Genomic DNA, 15,007 nt, shown 5'->3' with positions numbered 1-15,007 from the left:
GATTTAAACTTTATAGAATTTATCTAACTTACCTTGTTTAGCCAGTGATTCGTATTCTTCAAGATCGTCCACAGAATCAATTTCTAGCCAGCCGTTATTTACTAATGCTGCTTTTGTCTTCCAACCGGCATCAATTAATGACTGCAAAAAGCTTGTCATGTACATATTGTCGAAGTCTTTTCCGTCAAAACTAGCGTTACGATCGAGCTGTTTATAAAAAGCTACAAAGTCAGATATTTTATCGGCACTAATTTTAATCAGACCAGTGTATTGACCTTGTATGCGATCGTAGTTTTCAGGCTTTTTACCTAACTCAGTTACATAACCAGCATCATTCATGACCAAAGTTTCAGCATCTTCTAAAGGATTTTCCAAACGCAATGACCATAAGTCACGCCATTTTTTATCAATCATTAATGCGATCTCACCGTCACTTTCTAACAGTGTAGTAAGGTTAATATCGTCATAAACAATATCGCCATAGGCAATGATTAAATCACCTTCTTGTTCGATAAAATCTAATGCACAAAATAACGTGCTAACCATATTTGTCTGGTTGTAACGCGGATTCAACGAGGTTGGGTATCCCAATGTTTCGATTTGTTCAGCTCGATAACCGGTAGCGATATGAATGTCAGTAATTCCCTGGCGTTTTAAACAAGCGATTTGTCGCTCAACCAGAGACGTACCAAGTAAAGGCACCATACATTTAGGTTTATCATTGGTCAAAGGGCGTAAACGTGTACCTTCGCCGGCCGCTAATATAAGAACTCTAGTCATAATAAAAATCTTTTTAGTAATTGAATATCAAGGTTAGTGAAATTTTCTTCGCGCTCAGGGTGCCACATGATCCCTAAAATCTTTGAGCTAATACTATAAAAGGCTTCAATATTGCCTCCATCATCGTAAGCTAGTGGCTCTAATGATTTAGCAAGACCGTCATTTGGTACGCAATAATTGTGAAAACTATTAACTGTTTTAGGTAAATCAAAGCCTTTTACATTGGAAGTTATTGAATGGCGCTGACCAACATGACCTTGAGTCTTAGCTAAAGCTCCACCCATAGCAAGGTTTAATACCTGCATTCCTCTACAAACACCGATTAGAGGAATATTAGTCTCAAGTGCTTTAGCAATAATAGCGTTTTCAAACTCGTCGCGCTCTGGTGCTGCATCTGAGGCCTCGGGATTTAAAGTCGTTATAGAATTACCGCCGCTTAAAATAATAGCATCAAGTTGCAAGGCTGTTACAAGAGCTTCCACCATATCTTCAGATACGTTTGGCAAAGGTATCGGCAAAAAACCTAACTGGATAATCAAATTTGACCACTGTTGATCAAGACAATCGCGGCGTTCGCCGTAGCTTTTTACAACTTCAACTCTCTGAGTAATGCCTATACGTTTCAATCTATATTCCTAATAAGTTGATTGCCGCAATCTAATTCAACCATGCGCATAGCTGAAATTTCTTCATAGAGTTTTTCTCCTACCCCAATTGCGGCTGGTAGGCCTATTTCTGCGGCACGAATGGCCATATGTGAATTAGCCCCGCCAAATTGAGTGATCAATCCGGTAATGCCGTGACCAAATAACCAATCATAGCCAGGGTCAGCTTGCGGAATAAGTACAATCTTACCGTTAAGGTCTTCTTCCTGGTGATTATCAAGGCTCTGTGTAGTGCCTTCCACACGGCTAGAGGTAACGAAGTTTGGTTGCGATGCTAAGCGTTCAAAACAAAATAAATCGATGTCTTGCTGAATAAACGACGGTAGCTCAATCACCGAGGTGGTTGCGTAAGACTTTTGACGCATTTTAATCAAATCATTTATGTCAGATAACGTCGATAAGTTCAGCTTAACATGCTTTAAATCATTAAATGTTACAAACGCTAGGTCTTCTCTATTCAATTCATATTGAGCGCCGAGTTCAACACAATAATCTAGAGCACGACTTAAGTTTCGTGTAAATTCAAATTTAACATACTCACGTGATTGTATTGATTCAATTAAGTATGTAACGAGCTGCTCAGACGATATGTCCGAGCCTAGTTCCGTTAACATCTGAGTAAATGCCAACAACTCTTGTTCAGTAAAAGAAAAATCTGTCTCTTTATGTTCATTTGCATCATTTTCTGAGACCAAATAACGAGCGGGGTCTTCCCAGTAAGCTTGAGCTGTAATGTCATAAGTACCAGGTCTTAAATGGCCATATTTATTGATAAGGTCTTGCAATTCAATATCACCGTTAGCGTGTTGGTGTTTATCTTTACTAAATTCTCCAGCAACAGTGGCAAAGCTATTTAAAAATTCCAGTCTACGCTCATCGGTTAATAAGTCGTTTTCAATAAAGGCTTTCAATAACGATGTAGCCACAAATCCAGCTCTTGCTGCATGAGAGAATGCTAAAGTGCCAAAACGTTTACAGTCATCCAATAAGGTATATATTTTATCGATTGTCGATAAATTACATGCATCGATAACTTTGCGTCGTTCATTCAATACAGTGATTGATGCAGTATCATCAGATAAACGTTCTAAAGCATTACAGGTGATATCCTTAAGCGCTGATTCTAAATTTTCTATGTCCGATTTTAATACGCCATAAGGTAAAAGACGTGCTTCGGCTTTGGCAGTAAATCCAGGAGTCCAAACGGTAAAAAGAACGTCAAATTCAAGCTTGTCATGATACTGAGGATTGTCCGCTAATATCTCAAGGTAAGCATTGGCTAGTCGCTCTGCTGTTGCGTCAGATAAAGACGCCGGGATGAATGAGTTTATACTTGCGCGACAATCAATATATGGTTGACCACATAAAGAAACTAATAACGGTGAAGGATTAACATCTCTATAACCAAACTCGGCACGTTGTTTAGCCCAAACGTCATTAGTAATTAAATGTCTATATAAGCTAAACGCTAGAGGTTTTGGTCGAGTACCAATAATTTCTGCAGGGTTCCAATCAGGCATATTGGCAAAAATCGTTTTGTTGCCATAAACAAATGGAGATGCAGTTTGTTGCCTAGAAAATTGCTTTGAAGCATGTGCTAACTGAGAGTTAACCATTTTTTCATCGACACTAAAATCATCATGGTTTACCGTGATAGGACGCACTTGGAATATATGCACCATACCAGTTTTGGCGATAGCAAATTCAATGTCTAATTTATCAAAACCTAATAGCTGCTCTAATTCCTGTATTGCGACTAATACAGGCTGTAGCTCTGGCGCGACTTGTTCTAACTTTTCTGACGCAGCACGATTTAATAATACCGTTCGTAAATCACAATGAGTACCAGCGGTAACTGATTCAGTTGACTGAGTTTTATCATCAAAGTTGAAACGGTAGTACGGAGAACCAGACTCTAAATCACAGGTGAAAACAACACCTGCTGCTTGTACATCGCTTAAATACTCTTGCACGAGAATTTGGTCATCACCAGCTTGTGGTTTTCCAAATGAAGTGATCACATCGTCGACGGCATTTTGTACGCTATTATCATCGCTGCCATCGACATTTAATATACTTTCAAATCCGCCAGCATTCGAACTATACCAATTGTCCTCACCCTTTGAACTACTGCGCACAACGAGACGTGCACCATTAAATTTAAGCTGAATATCTTTAAGTACTTTGTTCTGGTCAAGTTGCCAATCTAGTGAAGTAAAGCTGACTTGGCTGCCAATGTGGCTATGTTTTACTAAAGGCTCTAATCGGGCTAAGGTTTCAGATTTTGTGCCGAGAATAAAGTGAGCGATATCTCTTGCGGAGTTAAATTCTGCCCAGTGGCCAGCAACATCGTGCGTAGCGATAGAGTAACCGCTCTTCTCTAAATAATGAATCAAGTCTATTAAGGTTCGTCCAACATCACCTTCAGCGAGTGTTGGCAGCAATTGTGCAATTGCCGGTGAGAAATGTATTAACCCAGTAAATTCTACAACTTGGTCATTAATAACAATAGTTTCAGCAGATTGGATATCTGTTTCAGAACGAGATTCATACCTTTCTTTCCAGCAGCTATCAATGGCGAATACTATGTCGGCATCAACCTTGACTAACTCTTCAATATTGCTTTTACGAAATACCGTATCAGAATAAGCGACTAGGATAGAGTTACCGGTAAATTGTGTTCTTAAGAAAGTATGTAGAACACTGTGTTGTTCCCAATCAGGGATAACTTGATATTTAAGAAAGGAATAATCTTGAATAACTTCTTCAACATTATAGCCGCCTAAAAACGTAATGTTTTCTACATCGACAACTGATTCTAGGCTGTGTAATTGCCAATCCATAGCTTTGGTATTTAACGCTATAGATCTAAGCGCTGCAGGTTTATGACCTTGTGCTGGTCGACCAGCACCTAAGAAATACATTTCCAATTTATTTAGATTCTCTTATTTGGGCGAATATTTTTTGTAATAAACAAGTTTTATGCTGAAATAATTATAACATAAGAAAATATCTAAGTGATTTTCTTATGTTGTAATTATTCGTTAATGATAAGTAGCTTAATTATAAACTTAAATCTAGACAAGATTGCTTTTCTTCAAGAGTGCAGCAATAGTGATTTTTGTTATATATTTTATTTTTCCGTCTATATGTTCAAGCAATAGTTTTGCTGACTGACTTCCTATTTTATAGGTGTCTTATTTGAGCACTGTAATTGGCACCTTAAAAAATTCGGCCATAGGAATTTCATCGAAACCAATTAAGGAAAAATCCTTTACCACTATAAGATTCAGAGGTTCGATTGCTTATAGGAAGTCGGTAGTAATGGCTAAATGCTGAGTGAAAAAAACGTTGGTGGTTCAGATAAAGTGAACATTTTCGCCAATGGTTGGTTGAAACCGCTTTCTCTGCTCCAGTATTGGGTGAGGTTTTCATCAATAGGTAAATTGTATTGCTTTAGTGCTTAGACATAAAAATACCCCCAGTAATTGGATAGTCCAACTATTGGGGGTCACTTCACGAAGCTGCTTTTTTACTTTAAATGTGACGTTTACTTAAGAGATGACATATATTCAGATAATACTTGAATGTCTTCGTCAGTAAGTTTTGCTGCAATTCCTGTCATCATTGAGTTCATATCGTTATTACGAGAACCATCGCGGAATTTAGCCAATTGCGATTTTAAGTAATCAACATTTTGAGTTGCAATTGTTGGGAAGCCGGCAAGTGCAGAACCTTTACCTGTGCTACCGTGACATGCTATACAAGCTGTAATGCCACGAGTTGCGTCACCGCCTTGATATAACTTCTCACCAACAACGTTACTTTCAACAGCTGAAGGTGTTGCTTTTTGGCTTGCGAAATAGGCTGCTAAGTTTTGCATGTCATCTTCAGATAACATTGCTACTTGACCAGCCATTACAGGGTCATTACGACCATCTGGGCCTGCTTTAAAGTCAGCCAGTTGTTTTGCTAAATACTGTTCATGTTGACCAGCAAGCTTTGGATAAACAGGAACCATGGCGTTACCATCGGCGCCGTGACATGCCGCACATACAGCAGCTTTTGCTTTACCCGCTTCAACATCTCCTACAAATGTTAACTTTTCAGCTGAAGGTTTAGCAGCCACTACAGTTGCTACCGCTTCTGGATCCTTAAAGTATGCACCAATATCCATGATATCTTGTTTAGTTAAGTTTTTTGATACGGCATTCATTGACGGGTCTACACGCTCGCCAGAATTAAAGGCTGTTAATTGCTTTTCAATGTACTCTGGATGCTGAGCGGATAAGTTCGGGTTGATTAGAACTTTAGAGTTACCTTCGTCACCATGACAAGCAACACAAGCTGTAATACCACGAGCAACATCACCGTTTTCATATAAACCTTTACCGGCAGATGCATCGCCTAACATTACAGGCGCGGCTGGCGCTGGAGTAGCAACGGCAGTAGAATTAGATGCAGTATCAGTTGAAGTACTTGCCGCAGCTTCGCCGCTACGTGAGAATGAAGCGAAATAAGCTGAAATATCTGCCATATCTTGATCTGAAAGTGCTGCTGCCATAGGCTTCATTACTGCGTCAGGACGTGAGCCATCTTTAAACGCAGCTAATTGCTTGGCAAGATAATCAGCGTGTTGACCAGCTAGGTTAGGATACATATCAGTAATACCAATACCATTTGCACCGTGACATGCTGCACACGCTGCTGCTTTGCTTTTACCTGCTGCTGCATCACCAGCGGCGATTGCATTACCAAGTAAACCAAAACCTAAGATCGCTGTAAGTAGGATTTTTTTCATAGAGTTTCTGCCTGTTTTCATTCAGAGTTTTATTTGCGTTGCCACATAACTCTTTTATTAGCACTTTAGATATAAAAATTAACGGTATTTTACACAATTCCCGCGTTAGTGTAATGGTTATTGGTGAAAATATGGAAAATTAATTGTAATTGCCCTCAGATCTGAGCCATTACAAAAAAACTATGTCTTAAATGTTCAAAAACAAGATATAATTGAACAAGTTATTATTTTTGTTTTTTATGGTGGGATCTATTTTGACAACTCCTCAGGTAAACCTGCATGTGGCAAAGTTTGAGCTTAGTGCTCCAGATATTCGTCGCCTGCCTGAAGATAGTGGTATTGAAGTTGCCTTTGCTGGCCGTTCAAACGCTGGTAAAAGTAGTGCGCTTAATACTCTAACAAATCAGAAGTCATTAGCGAGAACCAGTAAAACCCCTGGTCGAACGCAATTAATTAATGTTTTTGATATTCGTGAGAACCGTCGTCTTGTCGATCTTCCGGGTTATGGCTTTGCTAAAGTACCACTGGAAATGAAAAAGAAGTGGCAAAAGGCTTTGGCAGAATATTTAGAAAAACGCTTGAGCTTAAAAGGCTTAGTAGTTCTTATGGATATTCGTCATCCGCTTAAAGATTTAGATGTAGATTTAATTCAGTGGGCAAATGACTGCCAATTACCTGTTTTAGTGTTGTTAACCAAAGCTGATAAATTAAAACCAGGCAAAAGAAATTCTGAAGTACTACAGGTTCGTAAGAAAACTAAGAGTATGCACAACAATATTAAGGTGCACGCGTTTTCATCATTAACTAAAGTGGGTTTAGAAACTGCTACTAGTATAATCAGTGATTGGTTTATCAATCTTGAATATCAGCAAGTTGCCGACGGTGATGATGATCAGCAAGAAGATTTTGTCGAAGAGTAAAAGTTTTCATAAAATCGAATGAAAGAAACCAGCGAAAGCTGGTTTTTTGCTTTTAGGCGTCGCTCTTCTTGACGTATAAGGACATATTAATGCAGTGATCACATGGATGTGAAAGAGCTGTCATCCATGAAGCCTTGGAAACATGAGTAGGCGTCGAATTTATTACCATCCATGGCAATTCGACATATGATGTATAGGATATACGAATGCCGAGATCACAGGGATGTGAAGGAACGGCCCTACTTCCTGTGAGGCGTCGCTCTTCTTCATCCATGAAGCCGCGACATACCTACTTCCCTGTAGGCAAAAAAAAACCGACGCAAATGCATCGGTTAAAATAAGCTTATGGGGAAGCTCAAACAAAAGTTATTACAACAAGATTCCGTTAGGAATGATTGTAGTTTAGAGTCTTTATTCTACAAAGTAAAGTATTTATTCTAAGTTTTATTACATTTCTTTGTTTATTTTGTAAAAAAAAAGCAAAATATTTCGAATTTAACGAATATTTTGCATTTTTTACTGCTTTTTTGTAATAAAGTTACAAAATTATTGTGTTGCTCTTATTTAGTGAGCTTGTTGCCAATTGTCGCCAACACCAGCTTCTGAAATTAATGGTACGTTTAATTCCACCGCATTATCCATTATCGCAACCAACTTATCTGTGGTTTCGGTCAAAATATCTTCCGGAATTTCGAAAATCAATTCATCGTGAACCTGCATCGTCATTTTGATGCGTTTATCCGCGCCATTTTGTAACCATGCATCAACATCAATCATTGCTTTTTTGATAATGTCGGCGGCAGTACCTTGCATAGGTGCATTGATAGCAGCGCGCTCTGCTGCTTGTCGACGCATACCATTTCTTGCGTTAATTTCTGGCAAGAATAAACGTCGACCAAATAACGTTTCAACATAACCTTGCTCTTTGGCAAGCTCGCGAGTACTTTCCATGTATTCTAAAACACCAGGATAGCGCTCAAAATACTTATTCATGTATTCTTGCGCTTGATTACGAGGAATATGTAATTGTTTGGCTAAGCCGAATGCCGACATACCGTAAATTAATCCAAAGTTGATTGCTTTAGCACTGCGGCGATGATCTGATGTCACCTGATCGAGCTCGATTCCAAAAATCTCTGCTGCCGTTGCTTGGTGAATATCACGGCCTTCGGCAAACGCGGTTAATAAACCTTTATCGTTAGATAAGTGCGCCATAATACGAAGCTCAATTTGAGAATAATCTATAGCCAAAATTTTAAATCCTTCGCTCGCGATAAACGCTTGACGGATCTTACGACCTTCTTCTGAGCGAATTGGAATATTTTGTAAGTTTGGATCGGTTGAAGATAAACGTCCTGTCGCTGTAACCGCTTGGTGATACGAGGTATGAACACGGCCACTATTTGCATCAACCATCAACGGTAATTTGTCAGTATAAGTAGACTTTAATTTACTTAAACCACGATGTTCCAAAATTAATTTCGGCAATGGGTAATCTAGCGCGAGTTCTTGTAATACTTCTTCGGCTGTTGAAGGTGCGCCTTTTGGAGTCTTTTTGATGACCGGAATGCCTTGCTCTTCAAACAATATTGTTTGTAATTGTTTAGGTGAGCTTAAGTTAAAACTTTTACCAGCAATATTGTGTGCTTGGATTTCTAGTTCATCTAAGCGCGTTGCAATAAAGTGGCTTTGTTCAGCTAACAGATCAGAGTCAATCAATACGCCGGTTTGCTCCATACGCGAAAGTACTGGCATCAGTGGCAGTTCAATATCCTTAAACACTGACAGCTGATTTTCACTTTTGCTCAGTTTTGGCCAAAGAGCATTATGTAAGCGCAAAGTAATATCTGCATCTTCTGCAGCATAATGACCGGCCTTATCGATTTCAATTTGATTAAAGGTTAACTGCTTTGCACCTTTGCCTGCAATGTCTTCAAAATGAACGGTTTTATAACCTAGGTACTTTTCTGCTAGCGCGTCCATATTATGACGGGTAGCAACACTGTTAAAACAATATGATTCGAGCATAGTATCAAAACCGACACCTTGTAGAATGATGTCGTAACGGCTTAATACATTGGCGTCGTATTTTAAGTTTTGGCCAATTTTTAATATGGTTTTACTTTCAAGGATAGGCTTAAGCTGAGCTAGAACCCAATCACGATCTAGTTGCTCTGGTGCATCAATATAGTCATGGCTCAATGGTACATAAGCTGCTTTTCCTGCCTCAATTGCAAATGACAAACCAACTAATTCGGCCTGCATGTAATTAACGTTGGTGGTTTCTGTATCAAATGCAAAGCTCTCAGCAGCTTCAAGTTTTGTTAACCATTGGCTAAATGATTCTTTGCTATAAACAATGTCATACTCAGCATCAATGTCTTCAAATGCTGGTTCATCGTCTTCTTCGGTAGCGGCTGTAGTCGCACTTGCTTTTTTATTGGTTGCTTTGCTATCACTCGATTGCTCTGCATCACCAGAGCTTTTATTTAAATCGGCAAGTAAGCGTCGTAATTCAAATTTTGTGTACAGCTCTCGTAGCGCATCAGTGTCAGCATCAGTCGCTTCAATGTCTTTTAAATTTTGCGGTAATTCAACATCAAGTTTAATGGTAGCCAGCTCATAAGATAGTGGTAGTTGCTCAAGCGCTGAACGCAGATTTTCACCTATTTTCCCTTTAACCTTGTCGGCATTCGCAATTACATTGTCTAAGGTTTCATGCTCAGTTAACCATTTAACCGCGGTTTTTGGACCACATTTTTCAACGCCTGGAATATTATCGACCTTGTCACCCATTAACGCTAAGTAATCGATGATCTGATCTGGTCGTACGCCGAACTTTTCAATTACACCGTCAACATCTTGAGTGGTGTTGGTCATGGTATTAATTAGCGTCACATGCTCGGTGACTAACTGCGCCATATCTTTATCACCGGTCGATATAACCGTTTCTAGACCTTGTTCTGTTGCTTGTTGTGCCAGTGTGCCAATAACGTCATCGGCTTCAACGCCTTCAATTACCAACATTGGTAACCCCATGGCTCTGATAATGTTATGCAAAGGTTCTATCTGGCAGCGTAAATCATCTGGCATTGGTGGACGGTTAGCTTTGTATTCTGGGTATAAATCATTACGGAAGGTTTTACCTTTGGCATCAAATACAACAACAACTTTGCCGCCTGGATAATCTTTTTTCAGGCTATTAAGCATATTCAATACACCAGTAATTGCCCCTGTCGGGTGTCCATCTTTGGTGGAAAGTGCTTGTAAATAAGGTACATAGTAAGCTCTAAATAAATATGAAGAGCCATCAACGAGTATATAAGGAGAAGCTTGTGTCATTGTGTCTTGAGTTTTTGCTGAAAAATACTGGCCTTAGAATGCCATAGTTAAGATCTAGAGACCACAGAAAAACAAGTAAATAGTGTTAACAGTTATTTTTAAATTGTGGATAACTCTGTGAAAAGAAATGCTAAACCCACCTGTCACAACAAAAAAATGACAAGTGTAAATGGCCTGTGAGGCTTATTAATTATGATGTTCGGAAGATACAAATGACCGTTTCTATTTATTATTATTGGTAAAATAGATGTGGATAATTTTTCCTTTCCCTTTCTAAATACAACTTAGAAGTAAACGAATTTGGAACCGTTTTCTTTAAAAGGGACAATGATACTAGCAGAAAGAATTTCGAAAAAAAACGACTTTGTAACATTTTATTAATAAATTAAATTAATCGTTAATGCCTCTATTGAACTTAAAAATTGATTAGCTAGATTTTTAAAGGGATAGCGTAAACCTGACCAATTTACTCGACTATTGATATCGATGACAACGAATTCACAATACTGTCTTAAAAATGTCATATTCCTTTCACCTGTTTGTAACATTTGTTTTTCACAATAGCGGCAGTTTAATTATTTATATTTAAGTCGAGAAACAAACTATGAAACATTTATTCAAATATACATCGCTTGCTATATTAAGTTTGTCAGCAACGATGAGCACTGCAAATGCTGCCAATAGAGACACTATTAATGTAGTAGGATCGTCAACTGTTTATCCTTTCTCAACTGTTGTAGCTGAGCGTTATGGTAAAACTACATCTTTTAAAACACCGAAGATAGAGTCAACAGGTACCGGTGGCGGCATGAAGCTGTTTTGTGCAGGTAATGGTGTCGATACACCTGATATTGCCAACGCATCGCGTCGTATGAAGAAAACAGAATATGACATGTGTCAAAAAAATGGTGTTACTGATATCACCGAAGTGTTGATTGGTTACGATGGTATTGTTGTTGCTAATTCTCGTTCAGTTGCGCCAATGCAATTGACTCGCAAAGAGTTATTCTTAGCATTAGCTAAACAAGTACCAGCGTTAGATGGTAGCGAAACATTAATCGATAACCCTTATCAAACTTGGAAAGATGTGAATGCTGCATTGCCGGCAACTAAAATCGAAGTATTAGGGCCACCGCCAACATCAGGTACTCGTGATGCTTTTGCTGAATTGGTTTTAGAGGGCGGTTGTAAAACCTTCCCATGGATTAAAGCGATGAAAGCGAAAAACAAGTCGCAATATAAGCAAGTTTGTCACTCTGTTCGTGAAGATCATAAGTACATCGAAGCCGGTGAGAACGACAATTTGATTATTCAAAAATTGGTTGCTAATCCAAACGCGTTAGGTGTATTTGGTTTCAGCTTTTTAGACCAAAATTCAGATAAAATTCAAGGCTCAATCATTGATGGTACCGAACCTTCTTTTGATGCAATTGCCGACGGTAGTTACCCAGTATCTCGCCCATTATACTTTTATGTGAAAAACGCTCATGTAAATAAAGTACCAGGTATTATGGAGTTTTTAGCTGAGTTTACTCATGACAATGCAATGGGGGAAGAAGGTTATCTAACTGATAAAGGACTTATTCCTTTAGCCGCTAAGAAGCTTATCGCTTTGCGTGATAACGTGTTGTCACTTAAGCAGCTTACGCTGTAAATAACAGACAAATAATAAAACCGGTAGCAATTTAGGTTGCTACCTTTTTTCGTTTTATTTCAGGTCTAATTATGAACTCACTAATACTCATCTTTATTTTATTGGCCTTAACTGGCTTTAGCTATTTTTATGGCAAGCAAAGGGCAATAAAACTTTCTGGCGGTGTCGTCAGTACTCGATCGTTCAATTCTTTACCAAAACAGTTTGGCTTATTGACGGCTCTTTGTTGTGGTTTACCGGCACTGGTTTTATTACTCCTTTGGGCGATATTTGAACCGGTAATTATTAAGTCTTTAGTGGTCTCAACGCTGCCACAAGATATCCAACAACTTAACAGTGAGCAGTTAGGTTTATATTTCAATGATGTCTATATCATCGCCGAATCAGTAATTTCCAATTGCAGCGACAGTGATGCTATCAAGTGCAAAGCAGCTTCTTATTACACCGAGCTATCTGCCAATGCCAGTGTTTATAAAGCGGCATTTATTATTGCTGCTGTTATGTTCGCTGTTAGCGTTTTAGTTCGCCGTTTTCATTCAACATTTAAAGCGCGCCATTATGCTGAGCGCACCATTAAAACTATTTTCCTTATTTGTTCGATTGTTGCCGTACTAACGACGTTGGGCATTGTTGGCTCGGTATTATTTGAATCGTTGCGATTTTTTAGTGCGGTATCGCCATCGGATTTTCTGTTTGGTAGTAAGTGGAGTCCACAAATTGCCATGCATGCGGAGCAAGTCGCATCATCTGGCGCGTTTGGTGCGGTGCCATTATTCACTGGTACGCTATTAATCACCTGTATTGCCATGTTAATCGCAGCGCCGATTGGCTTGATGACGGCAATTTATTTATCCCAGTACGCCAGTGATCGAGTCCGCGGTGTGGCTAAACCTATGTTAGAAATATTGGCTGGTGTACCGACGGTTGTTTACGGCTTTTTTGCTGCGCTTACGGTAGCGCCAATCATTCGTTCATTGGGTGAGTCGATTGGTTTGTCTGTGGCCTCTGAAAGTGCATTAGCGGCAGGGCTGGTAATGGGCATTATGATTATCCCATTTGTCTCTTCGCTATCAGATGACGCGATTAATGCCGTACCGAAAACCTTAAAAGAAGGTTCATTGGCGATGGGGGCAACTGAGTCTGAAACCATCAAAAAGGTATTATTACCAGCAGCATTACCAGGCATTATGGGGGCAATGCTATTGGCCGTTTCACGAGCGATAGGTGAAACCATGATTGTCGTTATGGCGGCAGGTTTAGCGGCTAACTTAACTGCAAATCCTTTGCAGGCCGTTACTACAGTTACCGTTCAAATAGTGACTTTGCTTACCGGCGACCAAGAATTTGACAGCCCGAAAACGTTAGCGGCATTTGCATTGGGCTTGATGCTGTTTGTCAGCACCTTAGTGTTAAACATTATCGCTTTAAAAGTGACAAGAAAATATCGAGAGCAATATGAATAATTCATCGCAAATATTAACTTCTGCGGATACTGACTTAGAAGCGAGTCAACACGATAAGTCAGACCTAGCTAATTCGAATTTAGCTAATTCGAACGTAGCTAATTCCGATGTGACTAGTACTATCGCCCGCAGCTTAAAAAAGCGTCATGCCAAAGAAAGGTCGTTTCGACGTTTTGGCATGTGCGCTGTGGCTTTTGGTTTTATCATGGTGGTGTTATTACTCGCTGATATTAGCTCGAAAGCGGTACCTGCGTTTTCGCAACATTGGCTGCAAATTGATGTTGAGTATAACCAACAATGGCTCGGTGTGGATAATACCTCTGCAAACGGCTTAGGCAAGGCAAACTACCGTACGGCATTGAAGAAATCTTTGTATCAAATGTTTCCTGAGGTTAAAAGCCGCAGTGACAAGCGGGCGTTATTCGCGTTAATAAGTAACAACGCCGAGTTTAATATTAAAGATACGCTAATGGCCAACCCAGAGCTATTAAATAAAACGCACTCAATGTGGTTGCTAGCCGATGACGACGTCGATAATTACTTTAAACGAGCGGATAAAATTGGCGCTGCTTTTGGCCGAATTAACGATAAACAAGCTACATGGTTAGAGCAACTGTCTGCTGAAGAGCAGGTGGTATCTCGATTTAACTTTATGTTTTTTACCAATGGTGATTCTCGTGATCCTGAGCTTGCCGGTATTCGTGGCGCTTTGACGGGAACCATATTAACCATGTTGGTGACTTTGTTAATTTCATTTCCGATCGGTGTCGCTGCGGCAATCTATTTGGAAGAATTTGCGCCAAAGAACAAAATTACTGATCTCATTGAAGTCAATATTAATAACTTAGCGGCGGTGCCATCGATTGTCTTTGGTCTGCTCGGTTTAGCGGTCATTATCAATTTATTCGGACTACCTCGTTCTGCACCTTTAGTTGGCGGTATTGTGCTTAGTTTAATGACCCTACCGACCATTATTATTGCCAGCAGAGCATCAATAAAAGCGGTACCCAATTCAATTCGAGAAGCAGCAATTGGCTTAGGGGCGTCAAAAATGCAAGTTGCCCTTAATCACGTATTACCTCTAGCGATGCCGGGAATTCTAACCGGTAGCATCATTGGTTTAGCGCAAGCATTAGGTGAAACCGCGCCGCTATTAATGATTGGTATGGTTGCCTTTATTGTTGATATACCGACAAGCTTTACCGATGCAGCAACGGTAATGCCAGTACAAATTTACCTTTGGGCGGATGCTCCGGAAGCAGGATTTTTGGCAAAAACATCGGCGGCAATACTGGTGCTGTTAGCATTTTTATTAACGATTAATTTAAGCGCCAATGCGTTACGTAAAAAGTTTGAAAGAAATGGCCTAAATCGCCATTAGC

Annotated in this window: 9 protein-coding genes and 1 pseudogene; 4 read left to right on the top strand and 6 right to left on the bottom strand. The window is 39.5% G+C overall.

The genetic code is table 11. From position 1 onward, the window contains the following. Nucleotides 1–3: 3 nt before the first annotated feature. The 5 genes and pseudogenes from LT090_RS16180 to LT090_RS17295 form a co-directional block, all read right to left on the bottom strand. A complete protein-coding gene (locus LT090_RS16180) occupies nt 4–780 on the bottom strand; it encodes a phosphocholine cytidylyltransferase family protein (protein ID WP_068547766.1) in 777 nt (258 codons plus the stop codon). After that, nucleotides 777–1,406 carry a type 1 glutamine amidotransferase gene (locus tag LT090_RS16175; protein WP_068547767.1) on the bottom strand — a complete coding sequence of 210 codons (630 nt, stop codon included), beginning with the start codon at nt 1,404–1,406 and terminating at the stop codon, nt 777–779. The genes LT090_RS16180 and LT090_RS16175 overlap by 4 nt, the downstream gene beginning before the upstream one ends. Further along, nucleotides 1,403–4,369, bottom strand: coding sequence for a PEP-utilizing enzyme (locus LT090_RS16170; protein WP_226996591.1), 2,967 nt, complete (start codon nt 4,367–4,369; stop codon nt 1,403–1,405). The genes LT090_RS16175 and LT090_RS16170 overlap by 4 nt, the downstream gene beginning before the upstream one ends. Nucleotides 4,370–4,995: 626 nt before the next feature. Continuing rightward, nucleotides 4,996–5,622: a c-type cytochrome gene (locus LT090_RS17300; protein ID WP_082897269.1), complete on the bottom strand. Its 627-nt coding sequence runs from the start codon at nt 5,620–5,622 to the stop codon at nt 4,996–4,998. Beyond that, nucleotides 5,617–6,246: pseudogene (locus tag LT090_RS17295) on the bottom strand (c-type cytochrome); the annotation flags it as partial. The pseudogene LT090_RS17295 and the gene LT090_RS17300, both read right to left, overlap by 6 nt. A 254-nt stretch (nt 6,247–6,500) precedes the next feature. Here LT090_RS17295 and yihA point away from each other — a divergent pair. Next, a complete protein-coding gene (gene yihA / locus LT090_RS16160) occupies nt 6,501–7,166 on the top strand; it encodes a ribosome biogenesis GTP-binding protein YihA/YsxC (protein ID WP_082897270.1) in 666 nt (221 codons plus the stop codon). Between the two features lie 564 nt (nt 7,167–7,730). Here yihA and polA read toward each other — a convergent pair. Next, entirely contained in the window at nt 7,731–10,508 is a 2,778-nt protein-coding gene (gene polA, locus LT090_RS16155; protein ID WP_068547770.1) for a DNA polymerase I, read from the bottom strand. Nucleotides 10,509–11,112: 604 nt separating this feature from the next. Here polA and LT090_RS16150 point away from each other — a divergent pair. From LT090_RS16150 to pstA, 3 genes are all read left to right on the top strand, one after another. Further along, nucleotides 11,113–12,162 carry a PstS family phosphate ABC transporter substrate-binding protein gene (locus tag LT090_RS16150; protein WP_068547771.1) on the top strand — a complete coding sequence of 350 codons (1,050 nt, stop codon included), beginning with the start codon at nt 11,113–11,115 and terminating at the stop codon, nt 12,160–12,162. Nucleotides 12,163–12,233: 71 nt separating this feature from the next. Then, nucleotides 12,234–13,625 (top strand): phosphate ABC transporter permease subunit PstC, encoded by a 1,392-nt coding sequence (gene pstC, locus LT090_RS16145; RefSeq protein ID WP_068547772.1) that lies wholly within the window; start codon nt 12,234–12,236, stop codon nt 13,623–13,625. Continuing rightward, entirely contained in the window at nt 13,618–15,006 is a 1,389-nt protein-coding gene (pstA, locus tag LT090_RS16140; protein WP_082897268.1) for a phosphate ABC transporter permease PstA, read from the top strand. The genes pstC and pstA overlap by 8 nt, the downstream gene beginning before the upstream one ends. Nucleotide 15,007: the final 1 nt, after the last annotated feature.

The organism is Thalassotalea crassostreae, from assembly GCF_001831495.1.
GTDB lineage: Bacteria > Pseudomonadota > Gammaproteobacteria > Enterobacterales > Alteromonadaceae > Thalassotalea_A > Thalassotalea_A crassostreae.
Note: the sequence above shows the minus strand (reverse complement) of the source record. Positions and strands in the feature narration are given on the sequence as shown.